A 24080-nucleotide genomic window follows, 5' to 3' on the forward strand; every position below is an offset into this window, starting at 1 on the left:
CCCTGCAGGTTTGTTTTAATTTCTGTACATTAAATATCGTTCATACCACATATCTACGAAATCTGGTGCAAATGGACCTTTTCTTTGATGAATCCACTGTGTTAAATGTGCTACATTTCGTTTTAAAATTGTATCAATAACAGGTGGATACTGCATAATTTCACTATGTTTTTCATACTCATCTTCATCTAGAAGCGTATATGTCATATCTGGATATACTTTAATATCTAAATCATAATCAATATACTTTAATGCTTCAGGATCATACGCAAAAGGTGAGCTTAAATTACAATAATAATATACGCCATCTTCCCTAAGCATCCCAATCACATTAAACCAATAGTTGGCATGAAAATAACAAATTGCTGGTTCACGAGTAATCCATGTTCGGCCATCCGATTCTGTAACTACTGTACGATCATTCGCTCCGATTACAAGACTCTGTGTCCCTTTTAAAATTGTTGTTTCTTCCCACATTCTATGAATGGAGCCATTATGTTTATAACTATGTATTTGTACTTTTTCTCCTTCTTTGGGAAATCCCATATATGCTCCCTTCTTTCAACTGCAAATGCCCTTTGAACGGCATTCACTTTTTTTCTATTATAACTTTTTTGTCGAAATTTTAAAACTAAAGGGATAAGACTCTATTTTTCAAACTGAATATGCAGGAGGTTTATCGTTGAATACTATGCCCCACCGCTTCTTAGGAGATAAAAGGATTGTACTGTATTATTTATAAGCGAGGACATGTAATAGAAAAAGCCCTTCTCTATTTCCATACAAAGAAGGACTTTTCACCTAAAGATAACAATATATCTTATCCTAAATTTGAAATCATTTTTTCAGTTGCAAAAGATTGAATTACACTATTCGTTTGTTCTTCAAATTTCTCATGTAACATCTTCAACGCTACTTCTGTTCTATATATTTCCTGGCGGATAAAATGCAGTTCTTTTTTATCGCACGTATCTTTTTCATTCATTTCAATTTGTTGATACTTCTCTAGATGTGCTTGTAACTTTAACAATTCATCCATCGTTTCTAATTGCTCCCCTACCAACTTATCAAAATCGTTCATTACTTACCCCCTTTTGGACTTATTCATCAGTTATTATTCCTAATTACATAATTCTAATTGTTAACTTCCTTCTCCTTTGACTACATTTGTTGACTTATTAGAAGTTATGTCGTTCGCTTTCTTTTCATTACAACGATCCACGCAAAAAGAAAACACTTCTCCCGAATTAGAGAAGTGTTTTTCTTTCATTACTGATTTGAGCTAGAAGATTGTGATTGTTTTGCAGCTGACTTAGCATTTTGTTTTTTCACAGAATGCACGTCTGTTTCAGTTGCAAATTCTGTACCATAACTAGCGTTTGCACTTTGTGCACCAGAAGCTTGTGCTTTCTTTGCTTCTGATTGTGCGTTTGCTTGTTTTACAGCTTGTACATCTGTTTCAGTTGAAAACTCTGTACCATAACTAGCATTTGTACTTTGAATGCTAGCACCAGAAGTTGCTTTGTTATAACCTTGTTGTTTTTTACTCATCTTTCTCACCTCCACAATCAATAATGTAACCAATTCACTTAGAAGCTATCCGTAATTTTCTTTTGAATAATTTCCGCATATATCTTTTGTTACTTATTCAAACTATAAGAAATGGAGGTGGAAATATGTATATAGGACGCGATATGACTGAACTAACGATGATTTCAAAAAATGAATGGAAAGAAGATGAATTAGCTTATTTTCATCACTCACTACAACAGGTTCTGCCTTATTTAAATGTAGAAGGGCAAAGTATTTACAAAGAAATTGTAGTAGAAATCGAATCAAGAGGCGGCTTACAAGAAGGTGAAGCTAGTTGGACTCATGGGACAAAAATTTCTTACGATTAAAAAAGTGTTCCCTAGATTGGGAACACTTTTTTATTTATTGCATTGTAATTTTCTCCACACAATTTTCATAAATAGTACGGTGTGATTTTGAGAAAGGTAATTGCTCAAATACCTCTTTCGATACAAATTTTAATGTATCTGTATCAACAATATTACCGGTTACTTTTCCGTAAAATACAAATATATCCCAAGTACGATGTGTAAACGTATGTTGTACATTCATTGCGTATTCATCAATAGAAACCTCGAGCTCAAATTTTTCTTTCATATAATCTATAAGCTGTTCCTTCTGATTTCGAATACCTTCTCCAAGTTCAGCATTAGGAAACTCCCACATGTTAGCTAACAAACCTGTACTTGGACGTTTATTAATAACGTAACGACCGTCTTCAGTTTGAAGTACGCCTGCAACAATAGGTACCATTTTAGGAGCTTTCGCTTTACTTTTTACTGGTAATTCTTTTTGAACACCTTCAGCATATCCTCTGCAATGCTCACGCACAGGACAAAGTAAGCACGATGGATTTTTAGGAATACAAATCAATGCACCTAATTCCATCAATCCTTGATTAAAATAAGATGGGTTTTCTACTGAAATAATTTCACGCACAATCTCTTCAAAAACTTTTCGAGTCTTTGGTTTTGCAATATCATCCCATACTGATAAAATACGAGATAATACACGCATAACATTTCCATCAACTGCCGGCTCTGGTATACCATATGCGATACTTAAAATAGCACCTTTTGTATATGGTCCTACTCCTTTTAACTTTTCAATTTTCTTTACATCACTTGGTACAACCCCGCCGTATACTTCTTTTACCTCTTTTACTGCCGCATGTAAATTACGTGCTCTAGAATAATATCCTAAACCTTCCCATGCTTTTAATACTTCTTCATCATCAGCGTTCGCTAACGCTTCAAGTGTAGGAAACTTCCCCATAAAATTTGCGTAATATGGTTTTACAGCTTCTACTCTTGTTTGCTGCAACATAATTTCAGAAACCCAAACGCGGTATGGATCTTTATTCTTTCTCCACGGTAAGTCGCGCTGTTCTTCTTCAAACCAACCAATTAAATCATTTTGAAACTGCTCTATATTAAAATTGTTTAGTATTTCAAGTGTCAAACTTGATCCCCCTCATTTTTTTGCATATAAGTACTATTATAAAGATTTTAGGAAAAAATTTAAGTAAGATGACATAGGAAATAGAAGGCAAAGGACTTGAGGTATCGAATAAAAAGAGTTACATTAATAAAAAACGGAGGTGGATTTCTATGGACACAGCCACTCACCTTGTTATGGGTATCACTTTAGGTAGCTTAGCAACATTAGATCCAGCCATAGCACAAAGTGATATTGGCCCCCAAGCTGTTATGCTTGCTACAATTGCTGGTTCCAACATTCCTGACATTGACACAGTTTTAAAATTGCGTAATAACGCTAAATATATAAGAAATCATCGTGGGATTACTCATTCTATTCCTGCGGTAATTCTTTGGTCATTCCTTATAAGTGGCATCTCTTTCGCCTTCTTTTCAGAAGCTCCATATCTTCATCTACTACTTTGGTCATTTATTGCCGTCTTTCTTCACGTCTTTGTAGATATTTTCAACGCCTATGGTACACAAGCATTACGACCTTTCACAAAAAAATGGGTCGCACTTGGCATAATTAATACATTCGATACCGTAATTTTCTTTATCCATATACTTGCAATTGCTTGCATGCTCGTCGGTTCTCATAAGGGATATACAGCTTTAGCGGCATATATATTAATGATTGTTTACTATATCGGACGGATTATGATGCACAGAAATATAAGAAGCGTTGTACACAAACGTTTCAAAAATGTCGAAAAGATTATCATTTCTCCTTCTTACCGATTTTATCATTACCATTTAGCAGTCGTTACGGCTGATTATTACTACGTTGCGAGATGGCACCGTGGTAACATCATGATATATGATAAGTTCGATCGGATACCGTTCCCAGACAATAATATTATGCGAGCAGCTAAACAAGATGAAAACATCTCAGCCTTCCTATCTTTCTCTCCTGTATATCGCTGGGATATTTTTGATCATGACCATTATTATGAAGTACGATTCATTGATTTACGATATCGAAGTAAAGATTATTATCCATTTGTTGCAATCGTTCAGCTCGACCACAATTTAAATATTATTAGTTCCTATACAGGATGGATCTTTAGTGAAGAAAAGCTTCGAAAAAAACTGGAATTACTTCCACATTAAAAAAAGCGACTTAAGTCGCTTTTTTTAATGTTTCAAATGATCTTCTTGATTAATTAAATGACTATACTTCGGATTATTTGTCCGCATTTCATGAAGGCGTACACCATGATTATTAATCCATGATCGTACCACTTGTTCCGTCATTTCATCGCCTTGATAACGACCTGATTTTGCATAAGTTGTTTGAAAATCTTCCCATAGTAACTCAACCCACGCACGAGCTTGTGCGTAAGAAAGCTTGTCATTCTTGTCTAATAATTCTTTCGTTAATGTTTCATAAATATCATTCATATTATAATCTCCTTTTACCTATTTATCCCTTCATTTCTAAAGGATAGTTTCTTCAATTTTGCACATTCTATAATTGATACTTCTTAAAGAGGTATCAACCGATAATGAGGAGGGCGTTCGCAATGGGTAAACAAGCCGAATTTTGGTCTGAGTCAAAAAACAACAGCAAAATCGACGGTCAACCGAAAGCGAAATCACGCTTCGCTTCGAAACGACCTAACGGCACAATTAACACGCACCCACAAGAACGTATGCGTGCTGCAAATCAGCAGGAAGAATAGTACAAATTAAATTAACTTCCTACACGAGGTGATAAAGATGAGCTACCGTGATCGCTTAGATAGTCGTTCTGAATTATTTAACCATACGTGGACTCGTCCAAAACATGCGAAAGCACAAGTTAACGGACAGACGCAACAAACCCAGTCTCTCATTATATTGGCAAATGAATGTAAAAAACGCCAATTTTAGAATCTCCTATCTCCTTTAACGCCTACCAAAGATGAAAACCAGAGAGATATATGCTCTCTGGTTTTTATTTTTCTTGCAATAAGGAAATTGGTATGCCAATCTCTTCATTATCATTTTGCTTATATCCCCAAGCAAATACCCCATTGAAATACGTAATTTTAAATAATACACCAGGTTCTTCTACTAATTCATATGTTTCACCAATACGGAATTTGTTTACATCCGTCATATAAGCACGAGCCATTGCCATTTTTCTCATTAATACATCAAATTCATTGACAATCCCAAGCTGCTCAGCTTTTACTGCTTGCTCCTTCAAAGCGCCAATTTCTTCCCTTAGCTCATGCGGTGTCATTTCACTGTAGCGTTTTGGCATATTCATCTTATTCTCCTCATTCCTCTTCGCGTTTCATTTGCAAAAATATCTCGATTTCATCAATAGAGAATCCTTTTCGATATAACGCTTGTTTCATCTTGTTTTCAAATGTCCATCCATCATGCTTCTTATATTTCTCATAATATTTATTCCCATGATAGTGTAACGCTTCTTGTTGCTTTTCGTCATCTTTTTCGTCTTTCAATTCTTCCAAACAAATTTGAATTACTTCTCTAGAATATCCTTTTCGAACAAGCATCTCATCTAACTTTAGTTTCATTTGTAAAAAAGAATGTTTTTGATAAGATTTTTTCTTCTTCTCTATGAGAAACAAGGCATTCTCAATTTGCTTTTCCTTCGGATATTCTTGTAAACTATGTGTAATAATTAAATCCTGAACACCTTTATTTAATAACTCTCTTTTAATAACAGTTGGACCTTTTCGATTCACATTACTTTGCGTTCGCGTATATAAAACAGCATACTCTTTATCATTAATATATCGGTCATGTAATAATTTCGAAACGACTTCAGAGATGATGGCCTGTCCTACTTCTTTTTTTCGTAAAAAATCTTCTATTTCTTGTTTTGTTCTCATTTGATAGGATAAATAGGAGATTGCTTGTAAATATGCTTTTTGTACTTCTTCATTGTACAAAATATTTCCTAACTCGATTTCATCAATTTCTAAGCCTTTTTGTAATCCATGTTTTATTAAGATTACTTGATCCACACTAAATCCGTACTCTTCGCCTTGACCTTTATCAATATAAATATTAAATCGTTCTTTCGATCGTTTTTGTACTTCTATTTTTGTAATGACAGCCATACTCTCACCTCTCTATTATTTTAACATAGTCGAGGAACATTTTTTCTTTTCAAGAATATATATAATGAGGAGGAAATACTTGTGAAAATCGCAATTTCTGGTGGTACAGGCTTTATCGGTAAATCCCTTTCTACTTTTTTTATTCAAAAAGGATATACTGTTTACATTCTCACACGAAAAAAAACTACTGAAACTTCCGATCCTAACCTTCAGTATGTTCAATGGACACCAGATTTACAAACCTTCCCCCTCTCTTCTATTGATATAGTTATTAATCTAGCCGGAGAGTCTATTAATAGTAGATGGACAAAGCAACAAAAGAAAGTCATTTTAAACAGTAGAATTCAAACAACAAAAGGAATCATTAAACAATTGCAGACACTCCATACAAAACCACACACATTTATTAACGCAAGTGCTATTGGATACTATGGAACGTCTGAAATAGAGTCTTTTACAGAACAGCATGAGACTCCTGGAAATGACTTTTTAGCAAATACAGTATATTCATGGGAACAAGAAGCATCTAAAGCACGTTCTCTCGGAATACGAACAATCTACGCAAGATTTGGAGTTGTATTAGGTGCAAATGGAGGAGCTCTTCCCAAAATGCTACTTCCCTATCAATTCTATATCGGCGGCACCATTGGTTCTGGGAAGCAATGGTTATCATGGATTCATATAGACGATGTCGTTCGTATGATGGATTTCATCATACACAAAAAAGAAATTGATGGTCCTCTTAATATGACAGCACCAACACCCATAAGAATGAAGGAATTTGGAGAAAACATTGCAACTATAATGAAAAAACCTCATTGGTTGCCTGTACCTTCATTTATCATTCAAACTTTACTGGGTGAAATGAGCATACTTGTACTAGAAGGGCAACGTGTATTACCCATTAAGGCAATTGAACATGGATACCAATACACATTTCCGGCAATAGACCATGCATTACAAAATATACTTTCGCATACAATGTAGTACTTCTAAAACACAATTTTACATGGGCTCTTTCAAAACTTTCATTTTCTAGGATCCTAAGCATTACCATACAAATAACCTTTCAGTTACTTTCCCTTAACTTCCATTAGCATTATAAAGTAACAGAAATGAGGTACCTATGAAAATATTGCTCAAACAAGCCATTGTATACCCTATTACATCTCAAAAGTTTCAAGGAGATGTACTCGTTACAGGAGAGCGAATTACCGAGGTCAAACCTTTTATTCAACCTACTCAAGATATGACCGTTATAGATGCACGAGCACTCCATCTCTTACCTGGCTTTATTGATGTCCATACTCACCTTGGTCTCTATGATGAAGGTACTGGTTGGGCTGGAAATGATGCCAATGAAACATCTGAAGTTTCAACACCACATATTCGTTCTTTAGATGGAATCCATCCTTTCGATATTGCCTTTCAAGACGCTGTACAAAACGGAATTACAACCGTTCACGTTATGCCTGGCAGTCAAAATATTATCGGGGGTACTACTTGTGTAATAAAAACAGCTGGAACTTGTATTGATCATATGATTATTCAAGAACCTGCTGGTTTAAAGATTGCCTTTGGAGAAAATCCTAAAAAAGTCCATAGTAATGGAACAAAAGAATCCATTACACGTATGGGGATTATGGGGTTACTTCGGGAATCATTCTATGAAGCACAACACTACGGGCACGAAGCTGATTTTAGAATGCTTCCTATTTTAAAAGCATTACGTCGTGAAATACCCGTACGTATCCACGCTCACCGAGCAGATGATATTAGTTCTGCGCTACGCTTTGCAACGGAATTCAACCTCGATCTACGTATTGAACATTGTACAGAAGGACACTTTCTTGTTGAAGAGCTTTCGAAACACAATTTGAAGGTTTCAGTTGGTCCCACTCTGACACGTCGTTCTAAAATCGAACTAAAAAACAAGACATGGGATACTTACCATATATTATCTAAAAATGGTGTGGAAGTTTCTATAACAACAGATCATCCTTATACACCCATTCAATATTTAAATATTTGTGCCGCTGTTGCAGTAAGAGAAGGGTTAGACGAGAAAACAGCACTAGAAGGAATCACCATATTCCCAGCGCGAAATTTGCGTTTAGAGGATAGAATTGGAAGCATTGAGGTTGGAAAAGACGCCGATCTCGTGTTATGGACTCATCATCCTTTCCATTATTTAGCCAAGCCTGTACTAACTATGATTGATGGAAAAATAATTTACAAAAAAAATAAAAAAAACTAGTTTATTTTTTTGACTAGATAAAGTATTATACGATTATAAACTGAATGAAACCATAATCAATTTGTGTCGTGATTATCATTTTCAAATTGATGAATGGGGAAGGCAAATGGTGCGCCACCAGCGTTAGAAACTGGTTCTAGTGGGTTCGATTCCCACCCCGAAATTTTTTAAAGATTGATATAAAAATTTCGAGGGTGGGGTGTTTTTTCGTCATGCTACCCTCGTGTGAGGAGGAGTTAGTATGTTGAAAAAACGCGACTTACACGACAGCCACGTTCTATACGAGTTAATGGTGGATCCAGCTGTCTTCCCTTTTGTGCGTCAAAAGGCTTATTCTTATGAAGAATATTTATTCTTAACAAAACAAACGATTGAAGCTGAAGAACGTGGTGAATTAATTTCACGCACAATTTTAGATGAATGGGGTAACCCTATCGGAACAATTACTTTATTTGATGTGCAAGAAAAAGCTGGATTTCTCGGGACATGGCTTGGCAAACCATATCATGGAAAAGGCTATAACAAATTAGCAAAAGATTCATTTTTTAGTGAACTTTTCTATGAATTAGATATTGAAACAATTTTCATGCGTATTCGTAAAATAAATATTCGTTCTATTAAAGCTGCAGAAAAACTGCAATATGTGAATCTAGCAAACGAAACAAGAAAAGCCGTATATGATGAAATTAACGCAAACGAAGAAGTGTATAACTTATATGAAATTCCAAAAGATCAATACACACTTGCTACAATGCGAGATACAACCTTCCAAGATGCTCATCAATTAAAAGAAGCGTAATCTAAATTTTCTGAAATGATAATCAATCGTTAACATTTTCCATATGCGTATATCCCCTCATGTCTTTGGAAACGATAAATAGTAACTTTAAGACACGAGGTGATTTGTAATGGATAAAAAGAAACGTGATAAAGCAAAAAACACATTATCTAGTACACAAGAAGTTCTCTATCAACGCGAATTTCAAAAAGCAGATCGTGCAGCAGGATATCGCTCGAAAAGCATTTAAAGTGAAAATGAATAATTAGAAGTTTCCCCCCTAATTATTCATTTTCATTACATAATTTTCTCGACTGATAGAAGTAAGCAAAAAAGCCCCTTATACATAAGGGACTTTTTTTGCTGTGGACAACTTTATCCACAAAACCAACAGAATTGTTAGTAATTTTCAAAAACATTTAATATTTTTCTATATTAAAGCATATATCAGCTGTTTTAATTGTGGATATTTTTCTAAAAATTGTGGACAATGTGGATATAGTTGTTAATATTCCGACTTTACTGTTTAATGAAAGCGTAATCCTTTTGTGGATAACTGGCTGAATTTTCTTTGAAAATAATAAAGAACCCTCTTTACATATACAAAGAGGGTTTCATATTAAGTAAAAGATTGTGCAAGAGCAGGTGATTTAATAGGTATATGACGCGGTTCTGCATGATTTTCTGCCAAAATTGCATCTACAATATGACCAGCTGGCTCTGGAAGATAGATGCTTTTCATTGCTTCTTTCATTTGAAGAAGCTTCACATCATCTTGTAATAATGCCTCTGTTTTTGCAAAAACCTCACTATCATCGCGAATGACAACTGCTGCTCCCTTTCTTTCAAAGTACATCGCATTTTCATTTTCTTGTCCTGGAACAGGCTTATATAAAATGACAGGTACTTGCAACGCTGCTGCTTCACTTAATGTTATTCCGCCTGGCTTCGTAATCATACAAGAAGTAACACGGAATAATTCATCAATATTTTCAACATACCCAAACACTTTTAATGCATCGGAATTTTGCTTCTGTAAACTTAATAAATCCTGTTTTAAAGCTTCATTTTTCCCACAAACGACAACTATTTGTAAATTAGGCACTGACATAAATGATTGGCATAGTTCTTTTACATTTCCTAATACCCCATGAGCACCTGCTACAATTAGTAAAATCTTTTTATTCTTACATAACTGATATTTAGTATATATGATTTCCGGATTTACCTTTAACTCAAAACTACTCCGAATTGGAATTCCTGTTTCAACAATTTGTTCCGCAGGTACACCGATATCAACCATCAATTCTTTCACATGATCCGTTGCAACAAAATAACGATCTACTTCTCGATGAATCCATATTTTGTGCACGCAAAAATCCGTTAATACGTTATAGACAGGAATTGAAATACCTGTTTGTTTCTTCAATTCTGGTACAGCGATAATTGGAAATGTATTAATTACAATATCTGGTTTCTCCACCTGTAATAGTGTTTTCAAACGTTTTCTTCCAAAGTTCGCATACCAAGATGCTATTTTCTTATCATAAATTTTTTCTACCCCGTAATAAAACAAACGATATAATTCTTTTCCTATTGTATAACTTTTTAAATATAGATATTTTGTAATGTCAGTTATAAATGGATGTGATTCTCCAAACAAGTCGCATACAATAACATCTTCAATTCCTTTTTGGCGAAATGTTTGTTCTAATGTTTTTGCTACTTGCACATGACCATTACCGTAATGTGCAGTTAATATTAAAACCTTGGGGTTTTTTATCAAACAAATCCACTCCTAGCTTTTTGTTTCTCCATATTGCATATACGACAATAGGAAAAACATTTTCCTTAAAAATTACATAAACAGATTCTAATAATTCCCTTTCAGCTATGTACCTGTCGTGGATATGCAAAGCATATAAGATTGACCCCTTAATCCTATCTGTGCTCATATCTTTACATTATACTTTCCTATAAGAGCTTTCGCAATAACTTACAAATGTTCTCTATTCCATGATACTCACTCTTTTACTTCTTAATTCTTTTTACTATTTTGATTTCCCTTTACAATTATGTAAATTTCTCCATTTATTCCGTACAAAATTATGGATATTCTACTTTCAGTATACTCTTTTATCAATATATACTCTAGATTTTATTGTAAAGAAAGCAAAAAGCCTAATCCAATATTTGGATTAGACCGCTTGTAAAATATATTTAGCATGTTCTACATTTTTCTCAGTAGGTGGTTCTACATTTGCGAGTGGATACTTGTGTCCAAGCGCCTCCCATTTATATACACCAAGCTTATGATATGGTAACACTTCAACTTTTTGAACATTAGACAGACTTTGAATAAAGCTAGATAGTTTTTGTAGATCCTCTTCATTATCCGTAACACCAGGAACTAATACGTGTCGTACCCAAATTGGTTTATTCTTATCCGATAAATAACGAGCAAATTGTAAAATATGTTCATTTGGTTTCCCTGTTAATTTACGATGCTTTTTGGAATCGATATGTTTCAGATCCAATAAAACTAAATCTGTATAATCCATTAAAATATCTAGCTTATTTTGGAATTCTGGTTCCTCAGAATAACAACCACCAGAAGAGTCGATTGTGGTATGGATACCAGCCGCTTTACACTTTTTAAACAACTCAATTAAAAAGTCTAGCTGTAATAATGGCTCTCCACCGCTAACTGTTATACCGCCTCCAGAAGCTTCAATAAATGGAAGGTAACATGTCACATCCTGCATCACTTCTTCAACTGTTATTTCTTTACCTTTACCGATTTCCCACGTATCAGCATTATGACAATATTGACAACGTAATAAACACCCTTGTGTAAATATGACATAACGAATCCCTGGGCCATCAACAGTACCACAAGACTCTACAGAATGTATTCTTCCTTTTACCATGTTACTTCCTCCTTTATTGAAACAGCCTCCCTTCGCTATATATTAAGAGCGAAGGGACACTTTTTTCATTTACATGCTTTCATGCATTGTACGGTTAATTACATCAATTTGTTGTTCACGAGTTAATTTAATAAAGTTTACAGCATAACCAGATACACGAATTGTTAATTGTGGATACTTCTCAGGATGTTCCATTGCATCCATTAATGTTTTACGGTTAAATACGTTAATATTTAAGTGGTGCCCTTCTTTTACTGCATAGCCATCAAGCATTGATACTAAGTTACGTACTTGTACATCATCTTCTTTACCAAGTGCTTTCGGAATAATAGAGAATGTATTAGAAATACCATCTTGTGCATCTTCATATGGTAATTTAGCCACAGATAATAATGAAGCTAATGCACCTTTTGTATCACGTCCATGCATTGGGTTCGCACCTGGTGCAAATGGTTCTCCAGTACGGCGGCCATCTGGAGTATTACCAGTTTTCTTACCGTATACAACGTTAGATGTGATTGTTAAGATTGACATTGTATGAACAGAATTTCTGTATGTTTTATGTTTACGAAGTTTATTCATAAATGTTTTTACAAGATTTACAGCAATCTCATCTACACGATCATCATTGTTACCGTATTTAGGGAAATCTCCTTCAATCTCGAAGTCAACTGCAATACCATTTTCATCACGAATTGGTTTTACTTTTGCGTATTTAATTGCACTTAATGAATCTGCTACTACAGATAGACCAGCGATACCTGTTGCCATTGTACGAAGAACGTTTGTATCATGAAGTGCCATTTCAATACGTTCATAGCTATATTTATCATGCATGTAATGGATAACATTTAATGTGTTTAAATATAGACCCGCTAACCATTCCATTGTCATATCAAACTTATGCATAACTTCTTCATAATTTAATACTTCAGAAGTAATTGGTGCGTACTCAGGACCAACTTGTGCTTTTGACTTTTCATCTTTACCACCGTTAATCGCATATAATAATGCTTTCGCTAAGTTTGCACGAGCTCCGAAGAACTGCATTTGTTTACCGATTCTCATTGCAGATACGCAACATGCAATACCGTAATCATCGCCGTATTCAGGACGCATAATGTCATCATTTTCATATTGAATTGCTGATGTTTTAATAGACATTTTCGCACAGTAGTTTTTAAAGTTCTCTGGTAATTGTTTAGACCAAAGAACAGTTAAGTTTGGTTCTGGAGCTGGTCCTAAATTATCTAATGTATGCAAGAAACGGAATGAGTTCTTTGTTACTAATGGACGACCATCTAATGCCATACCACCGATAGATTCAGTTACCCAAGTTGGGTCACCAGAGAATAATTCATTATAATCAGGTGTTCTTGCGAATTTCACAAGACGTAATTTCATAATGAAGTGATCTACAATTTCTTGTACTTCTTCTTCTGTTAAAGTACCATTTGCTAAATCTCTTTCAATGTAAATATCTAAGAATGTAGAAGTACGTCCAAGACTCATTGCAGCCCCGTTTTGCTCTTTAATCGCTGCAAGGTATGCGAAGTATAACCATTGGAATGCTTCTTGTGCATTTGTTGCTGGCTTAGAAATATCGAAGCCATGAGAAGCAGCCATTTCTTTTAACTCTTGAAGTGCACGCATTTGCTCAGATAACTCTTCGCGTAAACGCATCGTATCTTCGCTCATTACACCACCAGTTAAATTCAAATCAGCTTTTTTCGCTTCAATTAAATGATCAATACCATATAACGCTACTCGGCGATAGTCACCGATAATACGTCCACGTCCGTATGCATCTGGAAGACCAGTAATAACACCTGATTTACGTGCATTTCTCATTTCTGGTGTGTATGCATCAAATACACCTTGGTTATGAGTTTTTCTCCACTCTCTAAAAATACGACTAAGTTCTTTATCCATTTCGTATCCATAAGATTCACAAGCTTGTTCTGCCATACGAATACCACCATATGGTTGTAAAGAACGTTTAAATGGTTTATCAGTTTGGAAACCGACTACTTTTTCAATATCTTTATTTAAGTATCCTGGGTCATGTGATGTAATAGAAGAAACAATTTTTGTATCCATATCAAGAACGCCACCGTTTTCACGTTCTTTCGTTGTTAAATCCATTACTTGATCCCAAAGTTGTTTCGTTGCTTCAGTTGCTTCTGCTAAGAAAGATTCGTCCCCTTCGAAAACGTTTACATTATTTAAAATGAAATCGCGAACATCAATCTCTGCTTTCCATTTTTCACCTTTAAAGTTTTCCCATGCGTTTTTAACATTTTCTAATACTTGAGTCATCCTAATCTCCTCCATTTTTGATTAGTACAGGACTAAGATTTTTTATATAACAGCTTACACACTTAGAATACTACTTTTTTACGAAAGTGAACGAAATAGTTGTGACATGTTTGTGAAATATTGAGCAAACTACTATATATATAGTGTTAACTTCATTTAAAAGTCTTTAAAATTAACCCTTTCCTTAATTGTATTTTTTTGGTATCCTTATATACGAGTCCTATTTTGTAATATAAGAACAATACCCATTGTAGAGCTGTAATACTCTTATCTCCTAATCTGTTATAGTTTTTATAACAGAACAAAAAAGTGTACACATGTTGTACACTTTTTTTGTTACTTCTATAAAACATCTCTTTTTCTATTGCCATCATAGAATCCGCCACGATTGTCTGTTAATGCAATTATTTGATCTAGTCCTTCTATATGATCACCTATAATTCGAAGTACAGCTGGTGGATGACCTATTTTAGCAAAATGTTCACTGGGACGAATACGGTTCATCTTATCGACCTCAACACGACTTACACATGCAACTTCAAATCCTGAAAGAATAGCTTTCACTTGGGCTACACACGGCGCCAGTAAAGATCTATACCCAATTTCTTTCAAACACTTACGGCTAAACGCATTCGGTACAGCGATAAGAGAGCCTACGCCTAGATCTTTTCTATCACAAGCTAAATTTAATGCATATTTAAATGCAGTTACAAGATGAAGCGGTACTCTTAAATCTAAATAATGATTTAGATCATTTAATGCAACATCTGTTCCATCTGCAATAGCTTTCGCAAAAGGATACAGCTCACTCGCTGGAATAACAAAATCGCCATCTATAAATAACACAATTTCTCCTTTTGCAAAATACGTTCCAAGTGAGCGCCCCACATCATTTCCGAGTGCTTCTTTATATACAATTGTCGTTGCCCCTTTGTCTTTTGCAATTTTTTTCGTTTTATCTGACGAACCATTTACGACAACGATAATTTCGAAGGGTTCAATTTTGCGAAGCTCTTCTATAACGTTTCCAATTGTTTTCTCTTCATCTTGTACGGGAATAACAACCGATAGTTGCTTTCCTTTATACAAATCAGATGTAACACCCCACCCTTGATAAAACTCTTCAAAACTTAAAGTATGATAGACACTATCCCTTTTCCTATTTCCATCATAATATCCTCCGCGCTCATCACTGCTTAATATCCGTTCTGCTACTGCTTCTATATGATCACCTATCATTCTTTTTTCAGATTGGGAAAGATTTGGCCCATATGCAGCATGCTGGAATGGACGAAATTTATTCGGCGTAATAACGTCAATGGCACAATGACGACTAATTCTCCATTTACTTTGAACTAGGTGTAAATGAGCCACAATAGGATTAACAAAACATTCATATCCGATGCTTTGAACGACTTCTTTCGTCAGCGCATGAGGTACATCTAATAAAGAATTCATTTTTAATTCTTCACGCTCTAACATTGCATTTAATATTTGGCGCCATACTGTAATAGAAGTGGTTTTTTGCCTTTTTAAAAATAATGCATCCAAATTATTTAAAACTACATCTGCCTGATCGTATAAAATCGGATTAAGGAATAATTTTAATTTTGAAGTTGGAATAGCAAAATCACCATCTATAAATAGTAATACATCACCTATCGCATGTTTTGCGCCGACTGCACGTCCAACATCGTTCCCTAGTAGCTCTGTATGCTTGATTACTTTACACCCTAAACGATCTGCAACATCTTCTGTTCCATCATTACAACCGTTTGCTACTACAATGATTTCTACTGGATTTAATGGTCTTACCGATTGAATAACGTCTGAAATCGTATCGACCTCATTACATGCAGGAATAATAACAGATAATGACTTAGCCATTGTTTTGTTCACGAAACCACTTAATTGTTTCCTTCAATCCGTTTTCCCACGTTACTTTCGCCTGAAATTGAACAAGCTCTTTTAATTTTGTTACATCTGGTCTTCTATTTGGAATTTCTTCAAAACCATGAGGATATACTTCTTCAAAAGGCACTTGTACAATCTTCGAAGAAGAATTCGTTAATTTTTTAATTACTTCTGCTACTTCTTTTATACTCTGTTCATTCTCAGAACCTATATTAATAATCTCACCATTTACCTTCTCATCCATTGCCCGAATTGTTGCTTCTACCGCATCACTCACATACGTAAAACAACGTGTCTGCTTTCCATCTCCATATACGAGAATGTCTTCTCCTTGCAGTGCCGCACGGATAAATCGCGGAATTACTCCTGCATACGGACCATCTTTCGCTCTTGGACCATAAATATTAAAATATCGAACAATCGTTACCGGTAAGCCTTCTAATGCGTATCCTAAACATAATGTTTCTTCTAACGTTTTACAAACCGCATAACTCCAACGAATTTTAGAAGTTGCCCCGTACAATCGATCTCCCTCTTCAGAGAAAGGCGGCTTGGCCTTACCATATACTTCTGAAGTAGAAGCAAAAACTACTTTCTTCTTTCCTTTTAGCGCTGCTTGTAAAATATTTCTCGTCCCATCAAAATTCGTTTCTATGAGCTCTATACTTTTTTCCATTGTTGTTTTCACACCTAAAATTGCTGCTAAATGAAACACGACATCATGCTGATCTACTAATTCATAAATAGAATTTTTATCTAAAACACTTATTGGAATAACACGGATTTCTTTCATTAACTCTTTATGGTACTTATTTTTACCTTTATAAAAGTTATCCACAACAGTGACCTCATAACCTCTTCTCATCAACTCTTCAGCTAAATGTGACCCGATAAATCCGGCTCCACCTGTAATTAAACATTTCTTACTCATTTACTCACCTTCTTTACAATCCCGCGTGTATCTATTACTCGGTCTATTCCTTTAAAAAGCTTCCAATCAATATTAGAATGATCCGTTAAAATTAAAATACAATCCGCTTTTTTAACTTTTTCTTCATCTAAAGAAACAGATTGGTACACCTTATCTCCAATTTCCGCGGAAGAAATATAAGGATCATGATATTCTATCTCGTATCCTTGATTTCTTAATAATTGAATAATCGGTAACGCTGGTGATTCTCTCAAATCATTTACATCTTTTTTATACGCAATCCCTACAATTAACACCGTTGCAGGTAATTGCACCACACTTTTTACTTTCCGGACCATTTTCTCTGGCATTTCTTCATTAATTATATGTGCAGCCTCAATTAATTGACTAATTGCTCCATTCTTTTTTATTCTCCATTGAAAATATAAAGGGTCTACGGGAATACAGTGTCCCCCTATCCCTGGCCCTGGCCAATACGGAGTAAACCCAAATGGTTTTGTAGATGCCGCTTCAATGGCCTCATAAAAATCAATGCCTAAACTTTCACATAGTGTGTTTAGTTCATTTACTAAAGAAATGTTAACTAAGCGCTGAATATTTTCAAATAGCTTGCACATCTCTGCTACTTTCGGAGAGCTAACAGGTACAACTTCGTCAAAAATGGTACTATATAAATCCTGTACCTTTTGTTTACACTTTTCTGTTTGTCCACTAATAACTTTTGGAATAGCTTGAACTGAATATTGACTATTTGCTGGATCAATTCTCTCAGGGGAATATCCGATATAGAAATCTTCCCCTACCTTTTTACCATTTTGAGAAATAATAGGTAGGATGACTTCTTCAAGTGTGCCTGGATATGTGGAGCTTTCAAAAATGAAGGTTTGTCCTTTTTGAAGGTTTTGTTGTATATAATGCGAAGCTGAAATGAGGGCACTTAAGTCTGGTTCTCTTTGTTCATTAATTGGAGTCGGGACAGTGACAATAACATAATCACTATTTTGAAAATCAGCAATGCCTTGATCCGGTGTATTTACTGTTAATTTTTTTTTCGTCAATAAACTTTGTAACTCTTTAGAAGAAACATCCGGAATATAACTTTCTCCTTTTATAATTGAGTCTATTTTTCTAATATCTTTATCTAATCCAAGTACTGTATGCCCTCTTTCTGCAAAATGTACCGCTAAAGGAAGGCCAACATACCCTAGCCCAATAATAGCTACTTTACTACTATTCATTTGTATTCTCTTCTTCCCTTCTCAATTGTTGAATTACATCTCTATCTCTATCTCCATCTGTAAAACCACCACGTTCGTCCGTACATTGTAATAAATACGCAACCGCTTCAAGTTGATCACCGAAAATACGATCAAACGCTGAAATACGCCCATTTACAAATTCGTGTTGCTCTGGACGTACTCGATTTGTTTTTATAACATCTACTAACTCTACTGTTGTAATAGAGAATCCTTCTAAAATAGCTTTCACTTGTGCTAATGGCGGAATGATAAGGGAATCATATCCTATTTTCTCTATTACCTTCTTATGAATGGCATGTGGTACAGCAGTTAGTGAGTTATTCCATAAATCTGGTCGTTTCGCTATCAAATTCACAAAGTATTTTCCCATACTAATTGGATCTGCTGGATGAAACATATCTAATAAGCATTGTAAATCATTTAACACCACGTCATTTCCATCTTCAACAGCATGTAAAAATAGAGTGAGTTTTTTTGCTGGAATAACAAGATCACTATCAACGAATAAACAAATATCTGCCGTAGCATGCATGGCACCTATTGCTCGTGCTACATTATGTCCAAGCGCCTTCGTAAATTCAACAACAATAACATTCTCTAGCTTTGCCTGTTTAACAGTCTCAACATCTGCTCCATTCGCGACAACTATAATTTCATCTACACCTGCTTCTTTCACTTCTTTTATAACAGACCTTATGGTCATTTTCTCTTCTGATACTGGGATAATGGCACTATATTTCGCTTTATTCTTTTGTAATAAAACTGGTTTATACTTTCCTACAAACTCTCTATCTCTATTGTCCTCTGAAAAACCACCGCGTTTACCATATGTTTCGATTACGTATTGTAAAGCTCGCAAATGATCACCCATAATACGACTAGTCGCTTTCGGATAAGGAGAGCCAGGTGATGTACCAGTATGCACAGGACGAACTTTATTTGTGTAGATGACATCAACTGAAGCCATATCAGAAATATCTACTCCTCTAGACATCGCCATCGCTTGAAATAATGCTGGATCTGCTAAATTCCACCACCCCAGTTTTTCAATCACTTTACGACTTATCGCATGTGGTATTGCAATTAAAGATCCTACAACAAACTCTTTCTTGTTCAAATAACGATTTAACATATATTTTCCAACCGTCGTATAATGCGGTCTCATCTTCAAGTAAACGGACCATGTTAAATTATTTAAAACAATCTCATGTCCTTGTCGTATTCCTTTAATAAAATTGTATAATTCTTCACTTTTCATGACGATATCACCATCTAAAAACAAAACAATCTCGCCTTTTGCTTCTCTAGCACCAATTGCCCGTCCCACATCATTACCAAGAGAATATCTATAATAAATCACACGGCAATTATGCTGTAATGCTATTTCCTTCGTCCCATCTGTCGATCCATTATCTACTATGATAACTTCATATGGTTCGAGCTTTCTTACCTCTACTAAAACTTTTGATAAAGTACTTGCTTCATTATGCACTGGAATAACAACTGACACTCTCATACTTGTATCACTCTTACCCTTCCAAGCGAACATAAGCAATAATAGGAATACGCACAACTACATCTTCTGGTGGTCCATAAGAAGGAGAAGTACGAACAATTACTGCCCCATCCGTCACAGATAAAAGAACGCCTACAATGATTTCTACGGCTGTCACAACTTGCACTAGTTCTCCAACATGGTTACGTAATTCATCAGTAAATAACATATATAACTCTCCTTTCTTACGCTTCTTTAATTGATATAATACTTGTAAATGGTAATAAAACTTCAGTTCCTATTCCTTCTTGCAATGTTAAGAAGTCATCACCAACTGCTACAATAACACCTGTTAATTGTCCAACTGTCACCGTAATTTCTACGTTTTTACCTAAATACTGCTTTGCAATTTCTTTAAAAGGTGATGTATTGCATTCTTTTAAAATGTTACAAATAATAGATTGAAATCTACTTGATTCAATAACTTCTTCCGTAGCTTGCTTAGAGTTTCTTTGAATAAATCTCGCGAAGTTTTGTGAAAATAAAAGTCTTTCCACAGCAGGCAATAACTTATTATCTAAAAAATAATCTAATTGTCTATTAAACAATCTTGATAATTTATGCCAATATTTTCTGAACAGACACATACACTTCTCCTCCTATTATTTTTAGATTATAAAATTTTACATCCATACATCTTAATGTATACAAAATGGATATTTTTGTGATAGGTAAGACATACATTTTCTAAAAGAAATATTTGTTTCAGAGCATAAAAAAAACTATCCAACAGGATAGTTTCTTACACTTCAATATTCCGCAATATCGAATAAATGTCATTATTCACTTTACCAAATGATTTAATATTATTTTGAATGTTAGATAATAAAACAACATATACACTACCATTTTTACTAAATCCGTTTAAGCAATTCCAACCTGGCATTACACCATGATTCGAATAGCTTCCTGGGTCTACGTACCATCCAAACCCGTAATCCTTTTTTCCACCCGTAAACATTTGATCGTAACTCTCTTTTGAAATTAATTTTCCAGAGAATAGTGCTTCGTTAAATAAATATAAATCATGCGCACTTGTGTATATATCACCACAACCATATAGTTGTGACATGCTTGGAATATTAGGTGTTGTCATATTATTATTTACTATTTTATAACCCGTTGATGGGAATCTTGTTTGTTCTAACGCTGTGCCAAAGCCAGAATGTTTCATACCGGCAGTGGCAAAAATATGTTGTTTAATATATTCTTCGAGTGACTGCCCACTTACCTTCTCTGCAATATAAGCAAGTATAGAGTAGTTCGAATCAGAATACTTCCACTTCTCTCCTGGACCACCAATACGCTTTTGATTTCCTATCCGCTTTATCAGTTCTTCATGAGAAATATCTTCTTTTCCCTGCTCATATTCGGGAATCCCTGATGTATGTGTTAATAGATGTTTTAGCTGAATATTATTACCTTGTGGAAAATCTGGAATATACTTCGCAACAGTATCTTCTACTTGTAATTTATTTTGATCTTTCAATTGCATAATAGCAGTTGCTACAAACGCCTTTGAAATAGAACCAATATAAAAAGTCGTCTCTGAATTATTCGGTACTTGCTGCTCTTTATTTGCCATACCATACCCTTTATTCAGAAGAACTTTTCCGTTCTTCACAATAACAGCTGTCCCGCTAAATCCTGCGTTTTGTAAATACTGGTCCAATTGAGCGTTTTCATTAATTTCTTGAGGTGGCCCTTCAGCAGGTTTCTCCGCTGCTTGCGCTTGCTTCATTTGTTCTTCCTGCTCTTTTTGTTTTTGCTTCTGTACTTCTTGTTTCTTTTTTTCTTCTTTCTTTTTTAACTCTTCTTGTTTCTTCATTTCTGCTGCCGCTTTTAAAGTTTCTTCTTTCTTATTATGCGCAACAATTTTTGTATACATGAAATATACAAGTGATAATAGTAAGACGAGAATGATTGTTCTTTTTATGTATACAATCGGCCGATGTGCTTTCCCATTCGCATTATTTTTTTCCTGATCCATAATTGCTTTTTTCCCCTTACTCACCAATAATTTAATTCCTCTACTAAAGATTCGTTTTAGTAGATTATGGATAATCCATTCTATATCATCCCTACTTTATCACGCACTGCACATATTACCAACCTATATGTACAAAAAAGAAAAAGAAAATTTACAAAAGTAAGATTCCCGTTAAATTATTAACAAAAAAAAAGAGGATATCCTCTAAAAAATTGATGTTATCAATCTTTTTGGACATCCTCTTATCTCATTATTTATACGTGTTTTTTCATATCATCGGCAACAGATTCAACATTTGTACCTACGATAACTTGTACACTTGTATTACTTAATTTCATAACACCTTTTGCACCAGCACGTTTTAATGCTGCTTCATTTACTTGACCAGCATCTTTTACTTGTAAGCGTAGACGTGTTGCACAGTTATCAATAACTGTTAAGTTTTCTTTTCCGCCTAAAGCTGCTACGTAAGTTTCACCAATTGAACCTGCAACTGGTGCATCACCATCTTCAACTAACTCATCGTCATCTTCACGACCAGGAGTTTTTAAATCGAACTTCTTAATTAAGAAGTAGAATACTATGAAATAAATTGCTGCGTAAATTAAACCGATACCTGCTAGTAAGACTGGTTTTGTTGCAATACCGAAGTTTAAAGCATAATCGATTGCACCGGCACTAAATGAGAAACCATCATGAATGCCAAGTGATGTTGTAATGAATAAAGAAAGACCTGTTAGTACAGCATGAATACCATATAATACTGGTGATAAGAACATGAATGAGAATTCAATAGGCTCTGTAATACCAGTTAAGAATGAAGTTAATGCTAGACCAGCTAACATACCAGTAACTGCTTTACGCTTTTCTGGTTTAGCAGCTGCAATCATTGCGAAACATGCTGCTGGTAAACCGAACATCATAACTGGGAAGAAACCAGTCATAAACATACCTGCTGTTTTGTCACCTGCAAGGAAACGAGCAATATCACCATTAACAACATTACCTGCTGCATTTGTAAAGTCCCCAAATACAAACCAGAAGTATGTGTTCATTACGTGGTGTAAACCAATTGGGATTAATAAACGGTTTAATAAACCAAATAATCCTGAACCAATTGCACCTAAATTAACAATTCCATGAGCTAATGCATCAATACCATTTTGAATTGTTGGCCAAATTTGTGCAAATAGAATTCCTAATATCAGCATCACAACTGATGTAACAATTGGAACGAAACGTTTTCCAGCAAAGAAACCTAACCATTCTGGAAGTTTAATCTTATGGAATTTATTATAAAGAAGTCCTGCTATAACACCAACAATAATACCACCTAAAACTTTCATATCTACTTTAGTCGATAATTCAGCAGCCTTAGATACTTGTGTCATTGTATCTGCAAGCTTAGATGGATCTACATTTGCGCTATTACCTATTAAATCTTGGACTTTACCTAATTTACCTTGTAATTCAGCAGTTGAATACCCTTTGCTAAGTGCATCAATACTATTTTTCATAACAAGATAACCAATTGCACCTGCAAGACCTGCTGCACCACTACCATCCACTGAAAGACCGATTGCAATACCAATTGCAAAAATAAGTGCTAAGTTATCAAAAACTGCTGCGCCGGCCTGTGCCATAACAGGAATATCAAATACATCTGGTTGCCCTAAACGAAGCAATAATCCTGCTGCTGGTAGTACTGCGATCGGAAGCATTAACGCTTTACCAATACGTTGTAAAAACTGCAACATTTTAATTCCCCCTAATTAAATTTATGAAATCGTTATCATTATAAGTACGCTTTAGAAAACGCTTTCTATTACATAACCATAATAACATATAGTTGTATAGATGTGTAGTTTTTATTTCTGAACTTTTTATGGATAAATCTCCTATTTCCAAACTGTTATATAAAAGGAAAATTCTCCTTTTTAAAATACAGAATACTCGAAACGAAAGACCTATTATATCACATTGAACTTTCGTTTTATCATTCCACTTTTTCATGTTA

Annotated in this window: 27 protein-coding genes and 1 pseudogene; 8 read left to right on the top strand and 20 right to left on the bottom strand. The window is 34.8% G+C overall.

The window, feature by feature from the left end; all coding sequences use genetic code 11:
* Positions 1–15: 15 nt before the first annotated feature.
* From ntdP to ACTFRU_RS24085, 3 genes are all read right to left on the bottom strand, one after another.
* Positions 16–546, bottom strand: a complete 531-nt coding sequence (ntdP, locus tag ACTFRU_RS24075) for a nucleoside tri-diphosphate phosphatase (RefSeq protein ID WP_000506622.1) — start codon at positions 544–546, stop codon at positions 16–18.
* Positions 547–820: 274 nt separating this feature from the next.
* On the bottom strand, positions 821–1081 hold the full coding sequence (locus tag ACTFRU_RS24080) for a YgaB family protein (RefSeq protein ID WP_000997575.1): 261 nt from the start codon (positions 1079–1081) through the stop codon (positions 821–823).
* A 188-nt stretch (positions 1082–1269) separates the two neighbouring features.
* Entirely contained in the window at positions 1270–1551 is a 282-nt protein-coding gene (locus tag ACTFRU_RS24085; protein ID WP_000039046.1) for a gamma-type small acid-soluble spore protein, read from the bottom strand.
* A 125-nt stretch (positions 1552–1676) separates the two neighbouring features.
* Between ACTFRU_RS24085 and ACTFRU_RS24090 the strand changes: the two genes are divergently transcribed.
* A complete protein-coding gene (locus ACTFRU_RS24090; protein WP_000275436.1) occupies positions 1677–1901 on the top strand; it encodes a hypothetical protein in 225 nt (74 codons plus the stop codon).
* 34 nt (positions 1902–1935) lie between these two features.
* Here ACTFRU_RS24090 and mutY read toward each other — a convergent pair whose 3' ends face one another.
* Positions 1936–3033 carry an A/G-specific adenine glycosylase gene (mutY, locus tag ACTFRU_RS24095; RefSeq protein ID WP_000171397.1) on the bottom strand — a complete coding sequence of 366 codons (1098 nt, stop codon included), beginning with the start codon at positions 3031–3033 and terminating at the stop codon, positions 1936–1938.
* Positions 3034–3182: 149 nt separating this feature from the next.
* On the opposite strand from mutY, the gene ACTFRU_RS24100 reads away from it, so the two are divergent.
* Entirely contained in the window at positions 3183–4163 is a 981-nt protein-coding gene (locus ACTFRU_RS24100; protein ID WP_000379109.1) for a metal-dependent hydrolase, read from the top strand.
* Positions 4164–4187: 24 nt separating this feature from the next.
* On the opposite strand, the gene ACTFRU_RS24105 is transcribed toward ACTFRU_RS24100, so the two are convergent.
* Complete coding sequence (locus ACTFRU_RS24105) at positions 4188–4454, bottom strand: YfhJ family protein (RefSeq protein WP_000998166.1); 267 nt, start codon at positions 4452–4454, stop codon at positions 4188–4190.
* Positions 4455–4576: 122 nt separating this feature from the next.
* Here ACTFRU_RS24105 and ACTFRU_RS24110 point away from each other — a divergent pair, with 122 nt between their 5' ends.
* Both ACTFRU_RS24110 and ACTFRU_RS24115 read left to right on the top strand, forming a co-directional pair.
* Positions 4577–4735: a small, acid-soluble spore protein K gene (locus ACTFRU_RS24110; RefSeq protein ID WP_000517891.1), complete on the top strand. Its 159-nt coding sequence runs from the start codon at positions 4577–4579 to the stop codon at positions 4733–4735.
* Positions 4736–4772: 37 nt separating this feature from the next.
* Entirely contained in the window at positions 4773–4925 is a 153-nt protein-coding gene (locus tag ACTFRU_RS24115; RefSeq protein WP_000122093.1) for a YpzG family protein, read from the top strand.
* Between the two features lie 64 nt (positions 4926–4989).
* Here ACTFRU_RS24115 and ACTFRU_RS24120 read toward each other — a convergent pair whose 3' ends face one another.
* Both ACTFRU_RS24120 and recX read right to left on the bottom strand, forming a co-directional pair.
* Entirely contained in the window at positions 4990–5307 is a 318-nt protein-coding gene (locus ACTFRU_RS24120; RefSeq protein WP_001057025.1) for a YfhH family protein, read from the bottom strand.
* A 10-nt stretch (positions 5308–5317) separates the two neighbouring features.
* A complete protein-coding gene (gene recX / locus ACTFRU_RS24125; protein WP_000268502.1) occupies positions 5318–6130 on the bottom strand; it encodes a recombination regulator RecX in 813 nt (270 codons plus the stop codon).
* 81 nt (positions 6131–6211) lie between these two features.
* Between recX and ACTFRU_RS24130 the strand changes: the two genes are divergently transcribed.
* The 4 genes from ACTFRU_RS24130 (at position 6212) to ACTFRU_RS24145 (ending at position 9415) form a co-directional block, all read left to right on the top strand.
* Positions 6212–7117 (top strand): TIGR01777 family oxidoreductase, encoded by a 906-nt coding sequence (locus ACTFRU_RS24130; RefSeq protein ID WP_000684379.1) that lies wholly within the window; start codon positions 6212–6214, stop codon positions 7115–7117.
* A gap of 139 nt (positions 7118–7256) precedes the next feature.
* Positions 7257–8387, top strand: coding sequence for an amidohydrolase (locus ACTFRU_RS24135; protein WP_000698317.1), 1131 nt, complete (start codon positions 7257–7259; stop codon positions 8385–8387).
* A gap of 241 nt (positions 8388–8628) precedes the next feature.
* Positions 8629–9186, top strand: coding sequence for a GNAT family N-acetyltransferase (locus ACTFRU_RS24140; protein ID WP_000914737.1), 558 nt, complete (start codon positions 8629–8631; stop codon positions 9184–9186).
* Positions 9187–9295: 109 nt separating this feature from the next.
* Positions 9296–9415 carry a YfhE family protein gene (locus ACTFRU_RS24145; RefSeq protein WP_000358482.1) on the top strand — a complete coding sequence of 40 codons (120 nt, stop codon included), beginning with the start codon at positions 9296–9298 and terminating at the stop codon, positions 9413–9415.
* Positions 9416–9784: 369 nt separating this feature from the next.
* On the opposite strand, the gene ACTFRU_RS24150 is transcribed toward ACTFRU_RS24145, so the two are convergent.
* From ACTFRU_RS24150 to ACTFRU_RS24210, 13 genes and pseudogenes are all read right to left on the bottom strand, one after another.
* Positions 9785–10951 carry a diglucosyl diacylglycerol synthase gene (locus tag ACTFRU_RS24150; RefSeq protein ID WP_000594690.1) on the bottom strand — a complete coding sequence of 389 codons (1167 nt, stop codon included), beginning with the start codon at positions 10949–10951 and terminating at the stop codon, positions 9785–9787.
* Between the two features lie 412 nt (positions 10952–11363).
* On the bottom strand, positions 11364–12095 hold the full coding sequence (pflA, locus tag ACTFRU_RS24155) for a pyruvate formate-lyase-activating protein (RefSeq protein WP_000238458.1): 732 nt from the start codon (positions 12093–12095) through the stop codon (positions 11364–11366).
* 69 nt (positions 12096–12164) lie between these two features.
* Entirely contained in the window at positions 12165–14414 is a 2250-nt protein-coding gene (gene pflB, locus ACTFRU_RS24160; RefSeq protein ID WP_440037936.1) for a formate C-acetyltransferase, read from the bottom strand.
* A gap of 152 nt (positions 14415–14566) precedes the next feature.
* Positions 14567–14788: a hypothetical protein gene (locus ACTFRU_RS24165; RefSeq protein ID WP_002094217.1), complete on the bottom strand. Its 222-nt coding sequence runs from the start codon at positions 14786–14788 to the stop codon at positions 14567–14569.
* Positions 14757–16301 (bottom strand): glycosyltransferase family 2 protein, encoded by a 1545-nt coding sequence (locus ACTFRU_RS24170; RefSeq protein WP_006916162.1) that lies wholly within the window; start codon positions 16299–16301, stop codon positions 14757–14759. Before ACTFRU_RS24170 ends, ACTFRU_RS24165 begins: the two co-directional genes overlap by 32 nt.
* A complete protein-coding gene (locus ACTFRU_RS24175) occupies positions 16294–17259 on the bottom strand; it encodes an NAD-dependent epimerase/dehydratase family protein (protein WP_000037018.1) in 966 nt (321 codons plus the stop codon). Before ACTFRU_RS24175 ends, ACTFRU_RS24170 begins: the two co-directional genes overlap by 8 nt.
* Complete coding sequence (locus tag ACTFRU_RS24180; RefSeq protein ID WP_001088924.1) at positions 17256–18497, bottom strand: nucleotide sugar dehydrogenase; 1242 nt, start codon at positions 18495–18497, stop codon at positions 17256–17258. The genes ACTFRU_RS24175 and ACTFRU_RS24180 overlap by 4 nt, the downstream gene beginning before the upstream one ends.
* On the bottom strand, positions 18490–20034 hold the full coding sequence (locus ACTFRU_RS24185) for a glycosyltransferase family 2 protein (protein WP_001266468.1): 1545 nt from the start codon (positions 20032–20034) through the stop codon (positions 18490–18492). The genes ACTFRU_RS24180 and ACTFRU_RS24185 overlap by 8 nt, the downstream gene beginning before the upstream one ends.
* A 13-nt stretch (positions 20035–20047) precedes the next feature.
* A complete protein-coding gene (locus tag ACTFRU_RS24190; protein WP_000899470.1) occupies positions 20048–20242 on the bottom strand; it encodes a hypothetical protein in 195 nt (64 codons plus the stop codon).
* Positions 20243–20258: 16 nt separating this feature from the next.
* Positions 20259–20660: a hypothetical protein gene (locus ACTFRU_RS24195; protein ID WP_000335531.1), complete on the bottom strand. Its 402-nt coding sequence runs from the start codon at positions 20658–20660 to the stop codon at positions 20259–20261.
* Between the two features lie 155 nt (positions 20661–20815).
* Entirely contained in the window at positions 20816–22063 is a 1248-nt protein-coding gene (locus ACTFRU_RS24200; protein ID WP_033691709.1) for a serine hydrolase domain-containing protein, read from the bottom strand.
* Positions 22064–22317: 254 nt separating this feature from the next.
* Positions 22318–23820 (bottom strand): N-acetylglucosamine-specific PTS transporter subunit IIBC, encoded by a 1503-nt coding sequence (nagE, locus tag ACTFRU_RS24205; protein ID WP_000938900.1) that lies wholly within the window; start codon positions 23818–23820, stop codon positions 22318–22320.
* 141 nt (positions 23821–23961) lie between these two features.
* A pseudogene (locus ACTFRU_RS24210) lies at positions 23962–24076 on the bottom strand (transcriptional regulator).
* Positions 24077–24080 lie beyond the last annotated feature (4 nt).

The organism is Bacillus cereus group sp. MYBK220-1, from assembly GCF_051916445.1.
Lineage (GTDB): Bacteria > Bacillota > Bacilli > Bacillales > Bacillaceae_G > Bacillus_A > Bacillus_A cereus.

Coding starts and splice junctions, on each gene's coding strand:
- ntdP (WP_000506622.1), bottom strand. CDS start 546: ATGGGATTTCCCAAAGAAGGAGAAAAAGTACAAATACATAGTTATAAA.
- ACTFRU_RS24080 (WP_000997575.1), bottom strand. CDS start 1,081: ATGAACGATTTTGATAAGTTGGTAGGGGAGCAATTAGAAACGATGGAT.
- ACTFRU_RS24085 (WP_000039046.1), bottom strand. CDS start 1,551: ATGAGTAAAAAACAACAAGGTTATAACAAAGCAACTTCTGGTGCTAGC.
- ACTFRU_RS24090 (WP_000275436.1), top strand. CDS start 1,677: ATGTATATAGGACGCGATATGACTGAACTAACGATGATTTCAAAAAAT.
- ACTFRU_RS24100 (WP_000379109.1), top strand. CDS start 3,183: ATGGACACAGCCACTCACCTTGTTATGGGTATCACTTTAGGTAGCTTA.
- ACTFRU_RS24105 (WP_000998166.1), bottom strand. CDS start 4,454: ATGAATGATATTTATGAAACATTAACGAAAGAATTATTAGACAAGAAT.
- ACTFRU_RS24110 (WP_000517891.1), top strand. CDS start 4,577: ATGGGTAAACAAGCCGAATTTTGGTCTGAGTCAAAAAACAACAGCAAA.
- ACTFRU_RS24115 (WP_000122093.1), top strand. CDS start 4,773: ATGAGCTACCGTGATCGCTTAGATAGTCGTTCTGAATTATTTAACCAT.
- ACTFRU_RS24120 (WP_001057025.1), bottom strand. CDS start 5,307: ATGAATATGCCAAAACGCTACAGTGAAATGACACCGCATGAGCTAAGG.
- recX (WP_000268502.1), bottom strand. CDS start 6,130: ATGGCTGTCATTACAAAAATAGAAGTACAAAAACGATCGAAAGAACGA.
- ACTFRU_RS24135 (WP_000698317.1), top strand. CDS start 7,257: ATGAAAATATTGCTCAAACAAGCCATTGTATACCCTATTACATCTCAA.
- ACTFRU_RS24140 (WP_000914737.1), top strand. CDS start 8,629: ATGTTGAAAAAACGCGACTTACACGACAGCCACGTTCTATACGAGTTA.
- ACTFRU_RS24145 (WP_000358482.1), top strand. CDS start 9,296: ATGGATAAAAAGAAACGTGATAAAGCAAAAAACACATTATCTAGTACA.
- pflA (WP_000238458.1), bottom strand. CDS start 12,095: ATGGTAAAAGGAAGAATACATTCTGTAGAGTCTTGTGGTACTGTTGAT.
- pflB (WP_440037936.1), bottom strand. CDS start 14,414: ATGACTCAAGTATTAGAAAATGTTAAAAACGCATGGGAAAACTTTAAA.
- ACTFRU_RS24165 (WP_002094217.1), bottom strand. CDS start 14,788: ATGATGGCAATAGAAAAAGAGATGTTTTATAGAAGTAACAAAAAAAGT.
- ACTFRU_RS24170 (WP_006916162.1), bottom strand. CDS start 16,301: ATGGCTAAGTCATTATCTGTTATTATTCCTGCATGTAATGAGGTCGAT.
- ACTFRU_RS24175 (WP_000037018.1), bottom strand. CDS start 17,259: ATGAGTAAGAAATGTTTAATTACAGGTGGAGCCGGATTTATCGGGTCA.
- ACTFRU_RS24180 (WP_001088924.1), bottom strand. CDS start 18,497: ATGAATAGTAGTAAAGTAGCTATTATTGGGCTAGGGTATGTTGGCCTT.
- ACTFRU_RS24185 (WP_001266468.1), bottom strand. CDS start 20,034: ATGAGAGTGTCAGTTGTTATTCCAGTGCATAATGAAGCAAGTACTTTA.
- ACTFRU_RS24190 (WP_000899470.1), bottom strand. CDS start 20,242: ATGTTATTTACTGATGAATTACGTAACCATGTTGGAGAACTAGTGCAA.
- ACTFRU_RS24195 (WP_000335531.1), bottom strand. CDS start 20,660: ATGTGTCTGTTCAGAAAATATTGGCATAAATTATCAAGATTGTTTAAT.
- ACTFRU_RS24200 (WP_033691709.1), bottom strand. CDS start 22,063: ATGGATCAGGAAAAAAATAATGCGAATGGGAAAGCACATCGGCCGATT.
- nagE (WP_000938900.1), bottom strand. CDS start 23,820: ATGTTGCAGTTTTTACAACGTATTGGTAAAGCGTTAATGCTTCCGATC.